This window comes from Gordonia abscondita, assembly GCF_032711245.1.
Taxonomy (GTDB): domain Bacteria; phylum Actinomycetota; class Actinomycetes; order Mycobacteriales; family Mycobacteriaceae; genus Gordonia.
On the sequence record NZ_CP128986.1, the window covers coordinates 251099 to 270517 of the forward strand.

Consider the following 19419-nt stretch of genomic DNA (forward strand, 5'->3'; position numbering starts at 1 on the left):
GCGAAACGCCGCACAGACGTCCGCAGATGTGTGTGTGACGAGACGATTACGTAGACTCGTCCGTTGTGCTGACAATCGACAAGGCAGTCGCCATGCTGCCGGGGCCAATCCACCGGCTCGTCATGAAGCACAGCGAACTCATCAAATTCGCCATCGTCGGCGGCACGACGTTCGTCATCGACACCGCGGTCTACTACATGCTCGCGTTCACAGTGCTCGAGCAGAAACCAGTGGTCGCCAGGATCATCTCCGGCGTCGTCGCAACGATCCTGAGTTACATCCTCAACCGCGAGTGGGCGTTCAAGAACCGCGGCGGCCGCGAACGACACCACGAAGCTCTCCTGTTCTTCCTGATCAGCGGCGTCGCTGTGCTCCTCACCGCGGCCCCACTCTGGTTGGCCAACAATGTCTTCGGGATGCGTGAGAACCTGGCGGGTCTCGAACTCGCCGTCCTCGACTTCTTTCTCGCGTTCATAATCGGCAACGTGTTCGGGATGGCGTTCCGCTTCTGGGCCCTACGACGCTTCGCGTTCCCCGACGAGGAGCCGCGCGGCGGCGACGGCGGATCGACCGACGTCAACCCGAATCCTGACGAACTCACCGATGAGGAACTCGGTCACGCCTGAGGTGACCTTCGTCGAACGGCCGCCGGCCTTCAGCGGGTAGCACGATCGCGAACACTGCGGGACGACGTGACGTCAGTTCGAGACGCCCGCCTTCGGCTTCGATGAGCGCCCGCGACAAAGACAGCCCCATACCGCTCCGGCTGCCGCCGGAGAACCCGCGTCGAAACACGTCCAGCGCGATCTCGTCGGCGATTCCCGGCCCGCTGTCGGCCACCGTCAACCGCACCATCTCGGCGGCCGGAAGATTCGCGATGCGAACAGTCGTCGTACCGGCACCGTGCTGCAGCGAGTTGTCGATGAGCACGCTCAACGCCTCCCGGAGTCGACCGGGCTTCCCGGCGATCATCGGGATCCGGCCCAATGTCTCCGAACGCAACCGCCTGCCCTTGGCCCGGAACGCCGGGTCGAAGTCGCCGATCAACGTGTCGACGACGTCCCGTCCATCGATCGCGCCGCGGCCGGCAGTGTCCTCGCGCGACGCCGCGACCAGTTCGTCGAGCTCGCGCGATAACCGTTCAACCTGTTCGAGCCCGGCCTCCGCCTCAACGAGAACAGCGGGATCGCTGTGCAACGTCAACTCGTCCAACCGGAGGTGGACGGCGGTCAGCCTGCTGCGTAGCTGATGGGAGACGTCTCCGACGATCTCGCCCTCCCGCTCCAGACGCAACACGATCTCACGGTTCGCGTCGGCCAACGCCTCCGCGACCCGATCGAGCTCGTCGATGCCGTACGACGGCCATTCGGATGAGAAGTCGCCGCGCGCCATCGCACCTGCACGTTCGGCGACCGCCGTCAACGGCTCGGACAGTCGACGGGCCGTCACCACTGCGACGAGCGCACCGCCGCCGACCGATCCGGCGATCACCAAGAACAGCACGCCGACCGCCAACAGCTGCTTGGGTCGGACGTTCTCCTTCGGGATCTCCAGCGTCATGCGCGCTTGCGGTCCCAGACTCACCGACTCGGCGATAGTTTCCGCCTTCTGCTCGGCGCCGAGCTCCCGGTGCACCGGAACCACCGTCCCGTCCGGGCGATCGACGTCTACGTCGAGACTCAGCCGTCCGCCCGACGGGACCAACAGCCGGAACTGGTCGAGATCAAGGTCGCTGATCGGGACGCCGCGCCCGCCGGTCTCTTCGGACAGGACGTACTCGGAGATGCGCTTGAGACTCTCCGAGAGGTTGTGACGCGCCTCCCGGGACATCGCTTGGACGGACAGGATCGTCAACGGCACGCCGAGGAGAAGTCCCATCAGCGCGACGGTGACGATCATCATCTTCAGTATTCGACGGCGCACGCGGAAACCTTTACGGGTCGAATCGGAAGCCGACACCGCGCACGGTCACGATGTGTTTGCTTCGGTTCGGCTGGTCGTCGCCGATCTTCCGCCGGATCCACGAAACGTGCATATCGAGGGTCTTCGACGAGCGCAGATCGACCGAACCCCACACCTGCGTCATGATCTCGTCGCGGGCCAACGCCTCCCCGGGCCGTTCCATCAGGAACTGAAGCAGGTCGAACTCACGGTTGGCCAAGGTCAGTTCTTCGCCGTCGACGACCACTCTGCGCGCCCGCGCATCGAGCTGGATGTCGCCGTAGTCGAGCACCACCCCCTCGTCGTCGGCGGAACTGCTGCGTCTCATCAGCGCACGCACCCTGGCGAGGAGTTCGGCCAGACGGAACGGCTTACCCACGTAGTCGTCGGCGCCCGCGTCGAGACCGACGACGAAGTCGACCTCGTCGGTGCGAGCGGTCAACATCAGCACCGCCATCTCCGGCATGCGCGCACGAACCGTACGACACACCTCCAGACCATCCATTCCAGGCAACCCGAGGTCGAGGATCAGCAGCCCGTAATCGCCGGACAGCACCTCCTCGAGCGCGTCGGGGCCAGTCGGCGCGATCACACACTCGTGCCCTTCGCGGGTGAGCGCGCGCGCCAGCGGCTCGGCGATCGCCGCGTCGTCTTCGGCCAAGAGGATCGGGCGGGCAGCGGTCATCTGCGGCGCCCCCGGCCGTAGTCGATGTCGTCGTCCTCGTCGAGGATCTCCTGATACAGCTCGGCGTGGACCGCTTCGACGTTCGGAATGTCGTGGAACGAGAGTGGCTCATCGGACGCGGACTCGATGACGAGCGTGCCGGTGCGCAGCATGCGGTCGACGAGACCGTGCCGGAACTCGACGGAAGTGATCCGGCGCATCGGGATGTCGATGCCCGAGCGGGTGATGATCCCGTTCCGGTACATGACGCGACGGTCGGTGACGACGAAATGGGTGGTCCGCCACGACAGGACCGGGCGCGCCAACCAGTACGCCGTCGCCACGGCCCACACGACGATCACCGCGATCGTCAGCCACATCGCCGCGCCATCCGACAACGAGTCGCTGGTGTTGGTGTAGCCGAGCGCTACACCGGCGAGCGCCGTCACCACCAAGAACAACAGCACCGGTGCGATGAGACTCTTCCAATGCGGGTGCCGATGGATGACGACCTGTTCGCCAGGTGCGAGGTTGTCGCGCGGATATCCCATGTCGACCGAGCTTAGTGCGTCGAAGACGTTCAGGTGTCGACCTGTAACCCGCCATCGTCGTTACACTCGATGCACGAGGTGCTCGTCGAACGGCAGGTATGTGCGAGCACGAGGCGATGCGACGGCGAAGGTGCTTGCGAGAGATGACGAACTACGACCCGCGCGACCCGCGCTACCAGGCGAACCAGAATCCGCAGACCCGGGCGTACAGCCAAGCGAACGACTACGAGTACGGCTACACCGAGCAGCAGCAATACGCCCAACAACCCCAGGACTACACCCAGCAGGGGCACGCGCCGCAGAGGTCCAAGCCGAAGTCGCCGCGCCGCGGGCCCGACGTCGATCCGCTGATGTTCTGCGGCGGCGTCCTGATGACCGGTGTCGTCACCGGCCTCGCCGCGTGGCTGGTCGGTTGGATCATCCGGACCGTCACCCAGAAGGTGAACGACTCGGGCAACCTCGGAATCTGGAATCCGCTGTCCCAAGACGAACTGTGGTTCGCGCTCGTCGGCTTCTTCGCCGCGGTCTTGGGCGGAGCCCTCTGGTATCTCCTGCAGGTCGCCACACCCGCACCCGACCAGTTCTACCGCTGGGTCGTCGGATTGCTGATCGCGGCGAGCGTCGTCGTTCCGCTCGCGCTATCGGCCGAGATCTCCACCGGCATCGGTACCGCGATCATGCACTTGATCATCGGTCTGCCCGTGTTCACCTTGATCCCCACAATGGGGACGGCGAGCCGCCGCAAAGCACACTGATGGCGGCCGGTCCTACACCGGTCGTAGATGCGTGACGTCGCCCGCCGACGCCACGACCGGCCCGTCCGGACCGCTCACGACGATCCGCCCCTGATCGTCGACGTCGACAGCGTCGCCGATCACCTCGACGTCGCCGGGCAGGATCAGCCGTACTCGCTTGCCAAGGGTCGTGCTCGATGCTCGGTAGTCGGCGACGAGTCGGTCGATGTGCTCGGGCCAGTCAGCGAGCCGATCCGACAGCGCCCGCAGATAGGCGGCCGCCACCTCGGTCCCGTCAACGGCTCGCCCGGCCAGCCCGCTCACCGACGCTGCGTTCGCGTTCTCGACACTCGACGGATCGAGGTCGACATTGACGCCCGTCCCGATCACCGCGATGCCACCGCCGCCGGGCAGCGGGCGGAACTCGGAGAGAATGCCTGACAGCTTCCCGCCGGGACCGGCGTCACCGGACGGCGCGAGCACGTCGTTCGGCCATTTGAGTTCTGCTTCGACCCCCGCAACCGCCGACAACGCGTCGCGGACGGCAAGTCCGGTCAGCAGCGACAGCCAGCCGACCTGTTCGGCATCGGACGGCCGGACCAGAACTGCCGCCGACATCGCGAGCTGCCCGTGCGGGGTCTTCCACACCCGAGCGTGTCGTCCGCGGCCGGCCGACTGGAAGCCGGCGATCCGCACCGTACCCACCAGGTCTGCGTCCTCGGCACGCGCGATCAGATCGGCATTGGTCGATCCGGTCTCGGCGACCACTTCGACGGTGTGCCACCGGGTTCCGGCGAGCAGATCACGCAAGCGGGCGGCGTCGGGGAGCGCGGATTCGGTCATGAGCAGACACTCTAGACCCGCCATGAAACCGACCCCGAAGTGAATGTGAGGATATTCTCACATTCGATCCAGTTGACCGGAGTCACACCTATCTCGTTAAAGTCGATGTTCATGACGACTGCTTCGCGCGACGAAGGCGCTACTCCCGACATTCACACAACGGCCGGCAAACTCGCCGACCTGCGCAATCGTCTCGCCGACGCCGAGCACCCCGTCGGCGAGGGCGCGATCGAGAAGATCCACTCGAAGGGCAAGTTGACCGCCCGCGAGCGCATCACCCATCTCCTCGACGAAGGCTCGTTCGTCGAACTCGACGCGCTGGCCCGCCACCGCAGCACCAACTTCGGCCTCGCCGAGAAGCGCCCGGTCGGCGATGGCGTCGTCGTCGGCTACGGCACAGTCGACGGCCGTGAGGTCTGCGTGTTCAGCCAGGACGTGACCGTGTTCGGCGGCAGCCTCGGCGAGGTGTACGGCGAGAAGATCGTGAAGGTCATGGACTTGGCGCTCAAGACCGGCCGTCCGCTGGTCGGCATCAACGAGGGCGCGGGCGCCCGCATCCAAGAGGGCGTCGTCTCGCTCGGCCTGTACGGCGAAATCTTCCACCGCAACGTGAAATCGTCCGGCGTCATCCCGCAGATCTCGCTGATCATGGGCGCAGCGGCAGGCGGCCACGTCTACTCCCCCGCGCTCACCGACTTCACCGTGATGGTCGACCAGACCAGCCAGATGTTCGTGACCGGCCCTGACGTCATCAAGACCGTCACCGGCGAGGACGTCACCATGGAGGATCTGGGCGGCGCCACCACCCACATGACCAAGTCCGGGGTCGCCCACTACGTCGCGCAGGACGAAGAGGACGCACTCGAATATGTCAAGGAACTACTCGGCTACCTGCCGAGCAACAATCGCGCCGACGCTCCGCGTCTGCCCGCGAACGTCGCATCCGGCAGCATCGAAGACAACCTCACCGAGGAGGACCTCGAACTCGACACGCTGATCCCGGACTCGCCGAACCAGCCGTACGATATCCACGAGGTGATCCGCCGGATCCTCGACGACGACGAATTCCTCGAAGTCCAGGCCGAGCGCGCGATGAACATCGTCGTCGGCTTCGGTCGTGTCGAAGGCCGCAGCGTCGGCATCGTCGCCAACCAGCCGACCCAGTTCGCCGGCTGCCTGGACATCGACGCGTCCGAGAAGGCCGCACGCTTCGTCCGCACCTGCGACGCGTTCAACGTACCGATCATCACGCTCGTCGACGTCCCGGGCTTTCTGCCGGGCACCGACCAGGAGTACAACGGCATCATCCGCCGAGGGGCGAAACTTCTCTACGCGTACGGCGAGGCCACCGTCGGCAAGATCACCGTCATCACCCGCAAGGCGTACGGCGGCGCGTACGACGTCATGGGCTCCAAGCACATGGGCGCCGACGTCAATCTGGCGTGGCCGACCGCGCAGATCGCCGTCATGGGCGCTTCGGGCGCCGTCGGATTCGTCTACCGCGGCCAGCTGAAGGACGCCGAAGCCAACGGCGACGACGTCGACGCGCTCCGTCTGCAGCTGCAGCAGGAATACGAGGACACCCTCGTCAACCCGTATGTGGCTGCTGAGCGCGGATACGTCGACGCCGTCATCCCGCCGAGCCATACGCGCGGCCAGATCGCCAACTCGCTGCGCCTGCTCGAGCGCAAGCTCGTCCAGCTGCCGCCGCGCAAGCACGGGAACATTCCCCTGTGACCGACGGAAACACGGTGCCCGGAAAGACTGAGGAGAAGGCTATGGAGTCGACCCCCGAGAACGCCGCTGGCGACACCCCCGCGAAGCCGTTTCTGACCGTCGTGTCGGGTAATCCGACAGGCGAGGACGTCGCCGTCCTGGTGAGCGTGCTCGCGTCGGCGAGCGGCAACGGTGGCGACACCGGTCCCGTCACCCGCAACGAGTGGGGTCTCCCGACTGACATGCACCGTTCGACGTGGGGCATGCCGTCGTCGTTCCCCAACCGCGGTTGATGGGTTCGACCTCTGTCGTTCTGGGTTCGGCGTCGCCGGCACGTCTTCGCGTGCTGCGCGACGCCGGACTCGTTCCGCAGGTCCTCGTCGCCGACCTCGATGAGGACGCGATCATCGCCCCCATGGGCGAGGCATCGCCGACGGACGTCGTGACCCGTCTGGCACGAGCGAAGGGCGACGCGATCGTCTCGTCGATCCTGTCCGATGGCGATCCGTCATTCGACGCGGCCCGCGCCGACGGCGTCGTCCTCACCTGCGATTCGATGCTGTTGCTCGATGGCGAACTGTCGGGAAAACCGCACAGTCCCGATGTCGCGGTCGAGCGGTGGAAGCGGATGCGCGGTAAGACCGGCCACCTGTTGACCGGTCACTGTGTGACCCGTCTGAGTGACGGCGCCGTGGAATCGGCCGCCGCCGACCACAAGTCGACGGACATCGCGTTCTCGAACATCTCCGACGACACGATCACCCGATATGTCGCGACGGGTGAGCCGTTGAAGGTCGCTGGAGCGTTCACCCTCGACGGCTTCGGCGGTTGGCTCCTCGACGGCATCTCCGGCGACCCGTCGAGTGTTATCGGCATCAGCCTCCCCTTGACCCGGGAACTGCTCGCCCGAGTCGGCGTCGACGTGACGGATCTCTGGCGTACGTGAGGGCCCGCTGGGTCGTAAGGTCCGCAGCCGACCCCCGGCCTACTGCGGACCTTACGACCCGAGCGCCTCCGGCCAGTAGTTCTTCAGGCACGTGAGCGGCTGTCCTTGGGCGGTGAGCTTCTCGGCGAATCCGCGGGTCAACGCGTGGATGCGTTCGATGGACGTGCCGTGCCCCTGGTTGGGCAGGGGGTCGCCGATGCTGAAAATGAGGACGGCGGCCTGCGCAATCTCCTTGACCGAGAGGTCCTTGCGGGCAAACACGGTGCCCGCCCAGTTCCCTGCGAAGCAGTCGGCGAGGAGTTCCGGATCGTCGCCGGTCGGGAGCTGCGACTCGCTCATGCCGTAGGCGTCGGCCAAGCGGTACATGACGTTGTGGCCGTACTCGTGGGCGATGATCGTCGCAGCGGTGAAGTCGCCGAGCATGATTCCGTCGCCGCCGAACAATTTGCCGTCCCAGATGTCGGCGAAGGTCTGGACGGGAAGCACGATCGAACCCTCTTGCTCGACGCCCTGGCCGTCCGGTTCCTTGTCGAGCGAGCAGAACAGCGCGTTCGCAAAATCGCTTGTCAGGGCTGGCTCCGACTTGCCGAGACACTTGGACGCGAAGGTCTCGCCCGGTTTGATGAGGACGCGTCCGGGCTCGATGTCTTCGATGTTCAATTCCGCGAACCACTCTTGCCACGTCCGGTCGAGGTCGTCGAGGACCTCCGTCATGTACGCGGGAACGGCCGTCGACGCGTTGGCCACCGTGACGCCGCTGTCGGCCACCTGTTTGCTGGCGTAGACCGGCAGTTCGGGACATTCGGTGCTCGTGCAGTGTTTGGGCGGCTGCTGCGCCGCCCGGGTCGGGGCGCCGTCCTGCCCTGCGGCGCATCCTGTCATGACGAGGGCCGTCGCGATGACGCTCGCGGCCGCCGACATGATTCGTTTCGCGCCGTTTCGGCGTTTGGGACGCGTTTGCATGAAGTGACGCTAACAGGACACGACGGCGGACCGTCCCAACACTGTCATTCGGCCGACCGTATGCTAGATGAGACAGTCGGCTTAGGCCGCCGCGCACCAGAACTCGGGAGACTCGCTCATGCCAGTGGAATTGGACTCGAACCCGGCTTTCGCCTCGTTCGCACACCCGGAACGTCTTGTCAGCACCGAGTGGCTGTCCGCACACCTGGGCGCTCCCGGACTCAAGATCGTCGAATCGGACGAGGACGTCCTGTTGTACGACATCGGCCACATTCCGACCGCTCAAAAGGTCGATTGGCATCTCCACCTGAACGACCCGGTGACCCGCGACTACATTGACGGCGAACAGTTCGCGAAGCTGATGAGCGACAAGGGTATTTCGCGTGATGACACGGTCGTCATCTACGGCGACAAGAACAACTGGTGGGCCGCCTACGCGTTGTGGGTCTTCACTCTCTTCGGCCACGAGGACGTCCGCCTACTCGACGGCGGTCGCGACGCCTGGATGGACGAGCAGCGCGACACGTCGTTCGACGTCCCTGCCTATCCCCCGACCGACTACCCCATCGTCGAACGGGACGACGCATCGATCCGAGCGTTCGCTGACGATGTCCTGACTTCGCTTGGCACGACGCCGCTGATCGACGTCCGTTCACCGCAGGAGTACACGGGCGAGCGCACGCACATGCCCGACTACCCGGAGGAGGGCGCGCTGCGCGGCGGCCACATCCCGACCGCGGTGTCGATCCCGTGGGCTAAGGCCGCAGCTCCCGACAGCCGCTTCCGGTCTCGCCCTGAACTGGAGGAGATTTACGGCGCGTTCGACCCGACGACGCCGACCATCGCCTACTGCCGGATCGGCGAACGGTCGAGCCACACCTGGTTCGTGCTCACCTACCTGCTGGGTTTCTCCAACGTCCGCAACTACGACGGTTCGTGGACCGAATGGGGCAACCGCGTGCGTGTCCCGATCGTGCAGGGCGACGAGCCGGGTGCCGCACCCGGCGCTCGCTGACGAGGTCGTACCGTGTCTCTGCCCTCAGCCCTGGCCGAGATCGTCGACGACTTCTCGGCACTCGCCGACTCCGACAAGGTGACCTTGCTGTTGGAGTTCGCGAGCGAGCTTCCCGATCTCCCCGAGTCCATGCACGAGGAGGCGATGGAACCGGTCCCCGAGTGCCAGTCGCCAATTTTTCTGTCCGTTGACGCGTCCGACCCGTCGGCTGTCGTGTTGTACTTCAGCGCGCCTCCCGAGGCGCCGACGACACGCGGCTTCGCGTCGATCCTGCATCAAGGGTTGAATGGTGCGTCCGCGCAGGAGATCGCGGAGGTCCCCGCCGACTTCTTCCACGATCTGGGCCTGGCCGCCGTGATCAGCCCACTCCGGCTTCGCGGTATGGCCGGGATGCTCGCACGGATCAAGCGCCAGGTCGCCGAACAGTCGGGCGGAGCGAGTTCGTAGCGTCGAATGGATTTTCTGCAGATACTCGACGCACCGGTGCAGCCCGGTGGACTCGTCGAGTGGATACCGACGGTCGAAGGCGGTCTCGGTAGTTGGAGCCGCGACGATCGGCTCACCTCGCACAATCACGAACAGCACCTTCGTGCCGCGTTCGAGTACCGCGCGCGGACCCAGCGCGAAGGCGGACGCGAGTCGTGGCTCGGCTTGTCCATCGATTTCGACGAACCGATGTCGGTGCCCGCGGTGCGCGCGGCGATGCTGGCGTGGATCGACCGCCACGAGGTGTTGCGCACCCACGTCGTTCTCAAACGCGACCACACCGAGCGCTACAGCACACCGGCGGGCAGCACTCACCTGACCATGAGCCGGATCGGCTGGTACACGGAGACTCCGCTGCTGTTGGAGCAGGTCGCGGGATCGTTCGACCGGGCGACCGCGCCGCTGCACTGGCCCGCGTACCGGTTCGCGACGGTCGCGCGCGCCGACTCATTCACGCTACTGTTCGCCGCGGACCACTCACTCGTGGACGGCTATTCGCTGGTGACCGCACAGTACGAGCTGACCGAGTTATATCGCGCGGCCCGTGACGGTCGCCCGCACACACTCGAATCGACGAGCAGCTACATCGAGTTCAGCAACGGTGAGCGCAGCCGTGCCGACTCCGCCGACGCGACGCATCCTGCAGTTCAGACATGGCGCGCGTTCTTGGCGGACCACGGCAGCGTCCCCTACTTCGCTCCGCTGACTCCGGTCGAGTCGTCACCGGACGAACCGTTCGACATCGAACATCCCGCGCAGTCCTCGCGCACCGAGCGACTGCTGGACGATGAGCAGACCCGCGCGTTCGAGGCAGCCGCGGCGTCGGCCGGCGGGAACCTGGTGGCTGGACTGTTGGCCGCGCTCGCGATCGCCTACCACCGGGTGGCGCCCGGCGAAGACTTCGCAGTGGTGATGCCGCGGCACACCCGCAACGATCCCGCTTGGCTGCACGCGTTGGGTTGGTTCGTCGGATTGTCGCCGGTCGCCGTGGGCGTCGCCGACTCGCCGGATTTCGCGACGGCCACCCGGCGCGCAACGCAGGGACTGCGGGATGGCCGGAACGGCGCGTCGTTGCCGTTTCTGCGCGTCGCCGAGCTGCTCGGCCCGCCGCCAGCCCCCCGATTCGTCGTCTCATTCATGGACACACGCGGCACGCCGACCGCCGCGAACGCCGACGCCGGGTGGGCGCGTGTCCTGCGAAGTCACTCCTATTCGGGCGACGAAGTCTATGTCTGGCTCAACCGAACGCCGACCGGTCTGCGCATGCATTCGCGCTACCCGACAGAGCAGCCGGGCCCGGTCCTGCCGTTTTTGGACGACTTCGCCCAGATACTCGCGAGTACAGCGGCGGCAGGGTAGAACCAGTTACCGAAATCCGAGGACGGCCTCAACCGAGCAATCGCTCGGTGCTATACGCTGAGTCTCGGAAATCGACGCCCCGAGTTCTCGGAGCGCCTCGGTGAGCGCCACACGTGGATACCCCCGCGAGCGACGCGCAAGACCCGGCGCCCGTCGGCGAGCGGTCCACATCGGACCGCCCGACGACGGGACGTCATGCAAGCCCGACGAATGCCCGCACGCGTGGGCCCGCCCCAGGAGAGCCAGTGTCAAGTTCGATCGCACAGACGACCATCAAGAAGGTTCTTATTGCCAACCGCGGCGAGATCGCGGTTCGCGTGATCCGCGCCGCCAAGGACGCTGGCATCGCCAGCGTCGCGGTGTACGCAGAACCCGACGCCGACGCCGTCTTCGTCAAACTCGCCGACGAAGCCTTCGCCCTCGGTGGCCAGACGTCCGCCGAGTCGTACCTCGTGTTCGACAAACTCCTCGACGCGGCAGCCCAGGCGGGCGCGGACGCCGTCCACCCCGGCTACGGCTTCCTCTCGGAGAACGCCGACTTCGCACAGGCCGTGCTCGACGCAGGGCTCACCTGGATCGGCCCGTCGCCGCAGAGCATCCGCGACCTCGGCGACAAGGTGACCGCTCGCCACATCGCCGAACGCGCCAAGGCTCCGATGGCGGCAGGCACCAAAGACCCGGTCAAGGGCTCCGACGAGGTCGTCGAGTTCGCCAAGACTTACGGCGTCCCCGTCGCGATCAAAGCGGCGTTCGGCGGCGGCGGTCGTGGCATGAAGGTCGCGCAGACCGTTGAAGAGATCCCCGAGCTGTTCGAATCGGCCACCCGTGAGGCTCTCGCCGCGTTCGGTCGCGGCGAGTGCTTCGTCGAGCAGTACCTCGACAAGGCACGCCACGTGGAAGCCCAGGTCATCGCCGACCAGCACGGCAACGTCGTCGTCGCAGGCACCCGCGACTGCTCGCTGCAGCGCCGCTTCCAGAAGCTCGTCGAAGAGGCTCCCGCACCGTTCCTGACCGACGACCAGCGTTCGCGCATCCACTCGTCCGCGAAGGCCATCTGTCGCGAAGCCGGCTACTACGGTGCAGGCACCGTCGAATACCTGGTTCAGGGCGACACCATCTCGTTCCTTGAAGTCAACACGCGCCTTCAGGTGGAGCACCCGGTCACCGAGGAGACCGCTGGCATCGACCTCGTGCGCCAGCAGTTCCGCATCGCCGAAGGCAAGGAACTCACGATCACCGAGGACCCGACGCCGCGCGGCCACTCGTTCGAGTTCCGCATCAACGGTGAGGACGCCGGCCGCGGCTTCCTCCCCGCCCCGGGTCCGATCAGCATCTACAAGGAGCCGACCGGCCCCGGCGTGCGCGTCGACTCCGGTGTCCGCGAAGGCGACGTCATCGGCGGCCAGTTCGACTCGATGCTCGCCAAGCTCATCGTCACCGGCGAGAACCGCCAGCAGGCGCTGGAACGTTCGCGGCGCGCCCTCGCCGAGTTCCAGGTTGAGGGTCTGGCGACGGTCATCCCGTTCCACCGCCACATCGTCTCGAACCCCGCCTTCATCGGTGACGACGAGAAGTTCGATGTCTACACGAAGTGGATCGAGACCGACTGGGACAACACCATCGAGCCGTATGCCGGCGCCGAACCGATCGAGGACGACGCCGAGCCGCGCCAGAAGGTCGTCGTCGAGGTCGGTGGACGTCGCGTAGAGGTCTCCCTGCCCGGCGACCTGAACTTGGGCGGCGGTGGCGCCACGAACGGCGCGATCCGCAAGAAGCCGAAGGCCCGTACCCGTACCAAGGGCGGCGCGAAGGCAGCCTCCGGCGATGCCGTGGCCGCCCCGATGCAGGGCACCGTCGTCAAGGTCGCCGTCGCCGAGGGCGACACCGTCAGCGCCGGCGACCTGGTCGTCGTGCTGGAGGCCATGAAGATGGAGAACCCGGTCACCGCCCACAAGGACGGCACCGTCACCGGACTCGCCACCGAGGCGGGCGCCGCAGTCACCCAGGGCACCGTCCTCCTCGAGATCAAGTAGTCGAACTCACTCAACATCAGTTCATGGAGCCGGTCGAAGTCTTCGCGGGCGCGTGGTATCTCCGCGCGCTGCGAGACGACGACCGGCTCTCGGACGTCCCAGCCCTGACACTCTTCGACGTCGAAGACCCGGCCGCGTACATCCGCGCCTCGAACGAGGGATGGGCCGACGAGTCCCGCTTCGTCTGGGCCGTGTGCGTTCCGACGACCGGTGAGACCGTTGCACTCATCGGCGTGCGGACGTCGGGAGCGGGCGCGGCCGACCTAGTCGGCGTCGCACGCGACGGGTACGACGACGCACTCGCCGACGCCGTCGGCCCGGTGACGCGTTTCGCGTCCGGCGCGCTCAGCCTGACGACCGGCCCGCTCATCCCTACTCCCCCGTAGCCCGCCGCTACTCGCGCGTACCGGCCCGACAACCCCGGATATCGGCCGCTACCAGCAAGTAAGGGTTTCTTGTCACACCCGAAAAGGTGGCCCTGGGCACACTGAACTTGCGACAATCGTCCACGGCACCACCCCGCTCGTCTCGCGACGAGCACACGACGTGCCCGCAGCCCACCCGAACTTCCCCCACAGCAAGGAGCTCTGCGTGTTCAAGCGCATCGCGATCGTGAACCGAGGCGAGGCCGGCATGCGCCTCATCAATGCCGTTCGAGACCTCAGTGCCGAGACCGGCGAAACGGTCGAGGTCGTCGCCCTGCACACCGATGTGGACCGCACCTCGACCTATGTCCGGGAAGCGGACATCGCCTACGACCTCGGTCCGGCAGCCGCACGTCCGTACCTCAACATGGAGATCCTTGAGCGCGCGCTCGTCGAATCCGGGGCCGACGCGGCGTGGGTCGGCTGGGGATTCGTCGCCGAAGACCCGGCGTTCGCCGAACTCTGCGACCGAATCGGCATCACGTTCATCGGCCCATCGGCCGACGCGATGCGCAGACTCGGCGACAAGATCGGCGCCAAGCTGATCGCTGAAGAAGTCGGAGTGCCGGTCGCGCCGTGGAGCCGTGGGCCGGTCAACGACGTCGAGGAGGCCAAGGAGGCCGCCGCCAACATCGGCTACCCGCTCATGTTGAAGGCGACGGCAGGCGGCGGCGGACGCGGCATTCGCAAGGTGTCCGACGACAGCGAACTCGTCGACGCCTACCAGCGCACCCGAGAAGAGGCCGAACGCGCCTTCGGCAGCGGAGTGGTCTTCCTGGAACGTCTCGTCACCGGGGCACGTCACGTCGAGGTCCAGGTGATCGCCGACGGCCAAGGCACTGCGTGGGCCCTCGGCGTCCGTGACTGTTCGGTCCAGCGCCGCAATCAGAAGGTCATCGAAGAGTCCTCGTCGCCTGTCCTGTCCGCCGAACAGGCCGACGAGGTCAAAGCGTCGGCCGAACGGCTCGCCAACGCCGTCGGCTACCGCGGGGCAGCGACAGTCGAATTTCTGTACCACCCGGGCGAGAAGTTGTTCGCGTTCCTCGAGGTCAACACCCGCCTGCAAGTGGAGCACCCGATCACTGAGCTGACCAACAGCTTCGACCTGGTGCGCGCCCAACTGCACGTGGCGTCCGGCAACAAGCTGGACGGCGTCAAACCCGTCGAACGCGGGCACGCCATCGAAGCCCGTCTCAACGCCGAAGACCCGGACCGCGACTTCGCGCCGTCACCCGGCCGCATCGCCCGCCTCAATCTGCCGACCGGTCCCGGCATCCGCGTGGACACCGGGGTCAGCGAAGGCGACACCATCCCCGCCGACTTCGACTCGATGATCGCGAAGATCATCGCTTACGGCAGCGACCGCGAGCAGGCGCTCGGCCGGCTCCGCCGCGCGATGAGCCGCACCGGCGTCATCATCGAGGGCGGCGCCACCAACAAGAGTTTCGTGCTCGAACTACTCAACCAGCCGGAGGTCATCGACGGTTCGGCCGACACCGGCTGGATCGACCGGGTTCGCGACGAGGGCCGACTCGTCTCCCACCAGCATTCGACGGTCGCACTCGCCGCTGCCGCCATCGACGCCTACGAGGAGGAGGAGGCCACTGAGCGGACCCGTCTGCTCGTGACCGCGTCCGGTGGCCGCCCGCAGGTCCTCCATGAGAGCGGACGCCCGCTCGACTTCAAACTGCGCGGGGTCGGCTATCGAGTGCGCGTCGCCCGTGTCGGCGCGCACCGCTTCCGCGTCGTCGTCGAGGCGGGCGACGACTCGCGCACCACGGACGTCGACGTCGAACGTTTCGACGAGCATGCAGGCCAGATCACCGTCAACGGAGTCCGCTACCGGCTACTCACCGACACCCACGGCCCTATCCATCTCGTGGACGTCGACGGTGTCACGCACCGCGTCAGCCGGGACGAGGGCGGCGTCGTCCGTGCCCCCGCCCCCGCGCTCGTCATCGCGACCCCACTCGACGTCGGCGCCGAGGTCGAAGCGGGCGATCCCGTGCTGGTCCTCGAGTCGATGAAGATGGAGACCGTCCTGCGCGCGCCGTTCAAGGCCCGCCTCAAAGAGTGCGTTGTGACGGTCGGAGCCCAGGTCGAGACCGGTGCACCGATGCTGCGCCTGGAGCCGATCGAAGACGACGCCGACACCGAAGAATCCACCTCAGACGGGGTGGCACTCGATCTTCCGGAGAACCCCGGCCCGGTCGGCACCGACGAACTGTTCGCCCGCGGACTAGAAGATCTCCGCAGCCTGCTGCTCGGCTTCGACGGCGACCCCGCCGACACCGATCGCGTCCTCTCCGACTATCTCGCCGCTCGCGAGGCCGCGATCGCCGGCGGATTCGCACCGCACGAAGCCGAAACCGAGCTCATCACCGTGTTCGGCGACATCGCTGCGCTGTCGGAGCACCGACCGTCCGACGAGGTTGGCAACGACACTCGAGTGCACAGTGCCCGCGAGCACTTTCACACCTATCTGCAGAGCCTGGACGTCGACGTCGCGGGCGTCCCCGAGCGGTTCCAGACGAAACTGTCGTACGCGTTGGAGCACTACGGTATAGACGATCTGGAACGCAACCCGGATCTGGAAGAGGCTGTCTTCCGGATCTTCCTCGCGCTAGGTCGCCCCGCCGACACGGTTCCGGTCGTCACCGCCGTCCTACGTCGCTGGTTGAGTGAACCCGCACCCGACCATGAGGACAGCGAGGCGACCGGTCGATCGCTCGAACGCCTCGTCGCCGCCACCCAAGGACGGCTTCCCGCCATCGCCAACTTGGCGCGCGGCGTGCTGCACGCCTGGTACGGCCAGCCGCGCCTGCGTCGAACTCGCGATGCCGTCTACAGCCGGGTCCGCGAACACCTCGCGGTCCTCGACGAAACCCCGACGGTCGCCGACCGCGCCGAGCGCATCGCCGATATGGTCCGCAGCACCGAACCGCTGGTCTCGATCCTCAGCGAACGCCTCGAACAGGACGACCTCGACGACGCCGTCATGCTCGAAGTCTTGACCCGTCGCTACTACGGCAACAAGGGCGTCACGCAGATCGCGTCGCACCGCTCGGGCGGCTGCACCTTCGTCGTCGCCGAACGCGACGGTTCGACGCTGGTCTCGGTCGCCGCGAGCTTCGAGGACCTGGACGATGCCCTGGCGGGCCTCGTCGAACTCGCCGCCAAGACACCGACCCTCGACGCCGACATCTACCTGCGGTGGGAGGGGCAACCGGCCTCGTTCGACGAGCGTGCTGCTGCCCTCGACGACGTGATCGGCGCGGGCGCGCTGCCCGAATCGGTTCACCGGATCACCGCGACCGTCGCCGGTCACGGCGACGACACGATGCACCACCACTTCACCTTCCGTCAGTCGGCGACCGGCCTCACCGAGGACCGGCTGATCCGCGGACTACACCCGCACATCGCGCGTCGCATGCAGATGGAGCGGCTGCGCAGATTCGAGCTGACGCGCCTGTCGTCATCGGACGACGAAGAGGTGTACCTGTTCCGTGCGGTCGCCACCACCAACCCGGCCGACGACCGGTTGATCGCGTTCGCTCAGATCCGCGACTTGACCGCAGTCGCCGACGACGGTGAGCTGCTGACCCTGCCGACCGCCGAGACCACGTTCGCGACCTGCGTGGACGCTATCCGAAGCGCACAGACCGAACGCCCCTCGAACACTCGGTTCAACACCAACCGCATCGTCATGTACATCTGGCCGTCGATCGACGTGTCCGACAACGCATTGCGCCGGATCGTCCAACACACCGTCGACGCGACGTCGGTCGAAGGTGCGGGCCTCGAGGAGGTCCTGCTAATCGGCCGACAGCGCGACAAGAAGACTCGTGCGCTGTCGAAGATCGCCGTGCGGATCACGTTCGATTCGATGGGCAAACCGTCAGTCGAGGTCGGCGCGCCGAACGACGAGCCAGTCGAACCGCTCGACGAGTACCGACAGAAGGTGTTGAAGGCCGCCAGCCGCGGAACCGTGTACCCGTACGAGCTGGTCGATCGGCTCGGCGACTTCACCGAATACGACCTCGTCGACGACGCGCTCGTCCCCGTCGACCGGGCGAAGGGCAGCAACACTGCGGCCGTCGTCGTCGGTGTCGTGAGCACACCGACCGACAAGTACCCGGAGGGCGTGCAGCGCGTCGTCATGCTTGGCGACCCGACGAAGGCGCTCGGCGCCTTGACGGAGCCGGAGTGCCGCCGGTATTCGGCGGCGCTCGACCTCGCGGAAGAACGCAGGCTCCCCGTCGAGTGGTACGCGCTGTCGTCGGGTGCCGCGGTACGCATGGACTCCGGGACCGAGAACCTCGACTGGGTGGCCGCCACACTCAAGCGCATCGTCGAGTTCACCCAGGACGGCGGCGAGATCAACATCGTCGTCAGCGGTATCAACGTCGGCGGCCAGGCGTACTGGAACGCCGAGGCGACGATGTTGATGCACACGAAGGGCATCCTGGTGATGACCCCGGACTCTTCGATGGTGTTGACCGGTAAGCAGGCCCTCGACTTCTCCGGCGGTGTGTCAGCCGAGGACAACTTCGGCATCGGCGGTTACGACCGCGTCATGGGACCGAACGGCGAGGCACAGTATTGGGCGCCCGACCTGAACTCGGCGATCGACATCGTCATGAGCCACTACGACCACACGTACGTGCTTCCGGGCGAGGAGTCGCCGCGGGCGGCCAACTCGTCGGACCCGGTCGATCGTGACATCTCCAACTTCCCGCATGAGGTTGCCGACAGTGAGTTCGCGACCGTCGGCGAGATCTTCTCGTCGACAGCCAACCCCGATCGTAAGAAGCCGTTCGACATCCGCTCGGTGATGCGGGCCGTCGCCGACCAAGATCTGCCTGCTTTCGAGCGGTGGGCCGGCATGGGCGACGCCGACACCGTCGTCGTGCAAGACACGCACATGGGCGGCCACGCCATCACGCTGATCGGTATCGAGTCGACGCCGATCGGTCGTCGCGGATTCCTGCCGACCGACGGCCCGGACACGTTCAGTGCGGGAACCCTGTTTCCGCAATCGTCGAAGAAGGCCGCCCGCGCGATCAACGCCGCGAGCGGAAACCGCCCGGTGGTCGTCCTGGCTAACCTGTCCGGCTTCGACGGGTCCCCGGAGTCTCTGCGGAAGCTGCAGCTGGAGTACGGCGCCGAGATCGGCCGCGCGATCATCAACTTCGACGGTCCGATCGTCTTCTGCGTCATCTCGCGCTACCACGGCGGCGCGTTCGTCGTCTTCTCGAAGGCGTTGAACCCGAACATGACAGTCTTGGCGATCGACGGGTCGTTCGCCTCAGTTCTCGGCGGAGCCCCCGCTGCGGCGGTCGTGTTCGCGGGAGAGGTCGGCGTCCGGACTGCGAAGGATCCGCGGGTCCAGGAACTCGTTGCGCGGGCAGCCGACGCTTCGGGCGCGGAGCGTGCGGCGCTGAGCGCCGAACTCGACGAGCTGCGCACATCTGTGCGGGCCGAGAAGATCTCGGAAATGGCCGCCGAGTTCGACGGCGTCCACGACATCCACCGCGCTGTGCGTGTGGGCTCGGTCGACGCGGTGATCGCCGCCGCTGAACTCCGCCCCCGGATCATCGACGCCTTCTCGAAGTAGTAGGCCCCACCCGCTGTCTGGGCGGAGTGGGTCCTGAATCGCGTTGCACAACGGCTCTCTGACGACCGTTGTGCAACGCGATCCCTACTGAGAATCGGACTGCTGGGAATCGGACTGCTGGGGACC

16 protein-coding genes are annotated in these 19419 nt (G+C 66.5%); 11 read left to right on the forward strand and 5 right to left on the reverse strand.

Features of this window, described 5'->3' with window-relative positions; genetic code table 11:
• The first annotated feature begins 65 nt into the window (after positions 1–65).
• Positions 66–626: a GtrA family protein gene (locus tag MP11Mi_RS01165; protein ID WP_420040498.1), complete on the forward strand. Its 561-nt coding sequence runs from the start codon at positions 66–68 to the stop codon at positions 624–626.
• On the opposite strand, the gene MP11Mi_RS01170 is transcribed toward MP11Mi_RS01165, so the two are convergent.
• Genes MP11Mi_RS01170 through MP11Mi_RS01180 form a run of 3 tightly spaced genes read right to left on the reverse strand, consistent with a single transcriptional unit; the run spans position 598 to position 3156 of the window.
• Entirely contained in the window at positions 598–1923 is a 1326-nt protein-coding gene (locus MP11Mi_RS01170; RefSeq protein ID WP_420040499.1) for a sensor histidine kinase, read from the reverse strand. The two genes, MP11Mi_RS01165 and MP11Mi_RS01170, sit on opposite strands and share 29 nt — an antisense overlap.
• A gap of 10 nt (positions 1924–1933) precedes the next feature.
• Positions 1934–2626, reverse strand: coding sequence for a response regulator transcription factor (locus MP11Mi_RS01175; protein WP_420040500.1), 693 nt, complete (start codon positions 2624–2626; stop codon positions 1934–1936).
• Positions 2623–3156 carry a PH domain-containing protein gene (locus tag MP11Mi_RS01180; RefSeq protein ID WP_420040501.1) on the reverse strand — a complete coding sequence of 178 codons (534 nt, stop codon included), beginning with the start codon at positions 3154–3156 and terminating at the stop codon, positions 2623–2625. Before MP11Mi_RS01180 ends, MP11Mi_RS01175 begins: the two co-directional genes overlap by 4 nt.
• 143 nt (positions 3157–3299) lie before the next feature.
• On the opposite strand from MP11Mi_RS01180, the gene MP11Mi_RS01185 reads away from it, so the two are divergent.
• A complete protein-coding gene (locus tag MP11Mi_RS01185) occupies positions 3300–3911 on the forward strand; it encodes a DUF6069 family protein (protein ID WP_420040502.1) in 612 nt (203 codons plus the stop codon).
• A 12-nt stretch (positions 3912–3923) separates the two neighbouring features.
• Here the strand turns inward: MP11Mi_RS01185 and MP11Mi_RS01190 are convergent, their stop codons facing one another.
• The gene (locus MP11Mi_RS01190) at positions 3924–4733 is read right to left on the reverse strand and encodes a biotin--[acetyl-CoA-carboxylase] ligase (protein WP_420040503.1); all 810 of its coding nucleotides are present in this window, start codon (positions 4731–4733) and stop codon (positions 3924–3926) included.
• A 111-nt stretch (positions 4734–4844) separates the two neighbouring features.
• On the opposite strand from MP11Mi_RS01190, the gene MP11Mi_RS01195 reads away from it, so the two are divergent.
• The 3 genes from MP11Mi_RS01195 to MP11Mi_RS01205 are packed head-to-tail and all read left to right on the forward strand — an operon-like array spanning position 4845 to position 7395.
• The gene (locus MP11Mi_RS01195; RefSeq protein ID WP_420040504.1) at positions 4845–6470 is read left to right on the forward strand and encodes an acyl-CoA carboxylase subunit beta; all 1626 of its coding nucleotides are present in this window, start codon (positions 4845–4847) and stop codon (positions 6468–6470) included.
• The gene (locus MP11Mi_RS01200) at positions 6467–6742 is read left to right on the forward strand and encodes an acyl-CoA carboxylase subunit epsilon (protein WP_420712824.1); all 276 of its coding nucleotides are present in this window, start codon (positions 6467–6469) and stop codon (positions 6740–6742) included. Before MP11Mi_RS01195 ends, MP11Mi_RS01200 begins: the two co-directional genes overlap by 4 nt.
• Positions 6742–7395 (forward strand): Maf family protein, encoded by a 654-nt coding sequence (locus tag MP11Mi_RS01205; RefSeq protein ID WP_420040505.1) that lies wholly within the window; start codon positions 6742–6744, stop codon positions 7393–7395. Before MP11Mi_RS01200 ends, MP11Mi_RS01205 begins: the two co-directional genes overlap by 1 nt.
• A gap of 51 nt (positions 7396–7446) precedes the next feature.
• On the opposite strand, the gene MP11Mi_RS01210 is transcribed toward MP11Mi_RS01205, so the two are convergent.
• A complete protein-coding gene (locus MP11Mi_RS01210) occupies positions 7447–8358 on the reverse strand; it encodes a neutral zinc metallopeptidase (RefSeq protein ID WP_420040506.1) in 912 nt (303 codons plus the stop codon).
• Positions 8359–8476: 118 nt separating this feature from the next.
• Between MP11Mi_RS01210 and MP11Mi_RS01215 the strand changes: the two genes are divergently transcribed.
• From MP11Mi_RS01215 to MP11Mi_RS01240, 6 genes are all read left to right on the forward strand, one after another.
• Positions 8477–9373 carry a sulfurtransferase gene (locus MP11Mi_RS01215; RefSeq protein WP_420040507.1) on the forward strand — a complete coding sequence of 299 codons (897 nt, stop codon included), beginning with the start codon at positions 8477–8479 and terminating at the stop codon, positions 9371–9373.
• A gap of 12 nt (positions 9374–9385) precedes the next feature.
• Positions 9386–9820: a SufE family protein gene (locus MP11Mi_RS01220; RefSeq protein WP_420040508.1), complete on the forward strand. Its 435-nt coding sequence runs from the start codon at positions 9386–9388 to the stop codon at positions 9818–9820.
• Positions 9821–9826: 6 nt separating this feature from the next.
• Positions 9827–11218 carry a condensation domain-containing protein gene (locus MP11Mi_RS01225; RefSeq protein ID WP_420040509.1) on the forward strand — a complete coding sequence of 464 codons (1392 nt, stop codon included), beginning with the start codon at positions 9827–9829 and terminating at the stop codon, positions 11216–11218.
• A gap of 245 nt (positions 11219–11463) precedes the next feature.
• Complete coding sequence (locus tag MP11Mi_RS01230; protein ID WP_420040510.1) at positions 11464–13251, forward strand: acetyl/propionyl/methylcrotonyl-CoA carboxylase subunit alpha; 1788 nt, start codon at positions 11464–11466, stop codon at positions 13249–13251.
• Between the two features lie 23 nt (positions 13252–13274).
• Complete coding sequence (locus MP11Mi_RS01235) at positions 13275–13637, forward strand: GNAT family N-acetyltransferase (RefSeq protein WP_420040511.1); 363 nt, start codon at positions 13275–13277, stop codon at positions 13635–13637.
• Positions 13638–13842: 205 nt separating this feature from the next.
• Positions 13843–19293, forward strand: a complete 5451-nt coding sequence (locus MP11Mi_RS01240) for an ATP-binding protein (RefSeq protein ID WP_420040512.1) — start codon at positions 13843–13845, stop codon at positions 19291–19293.
• Positions 19294–19419 lie beyond the last annotated feature (126 nt).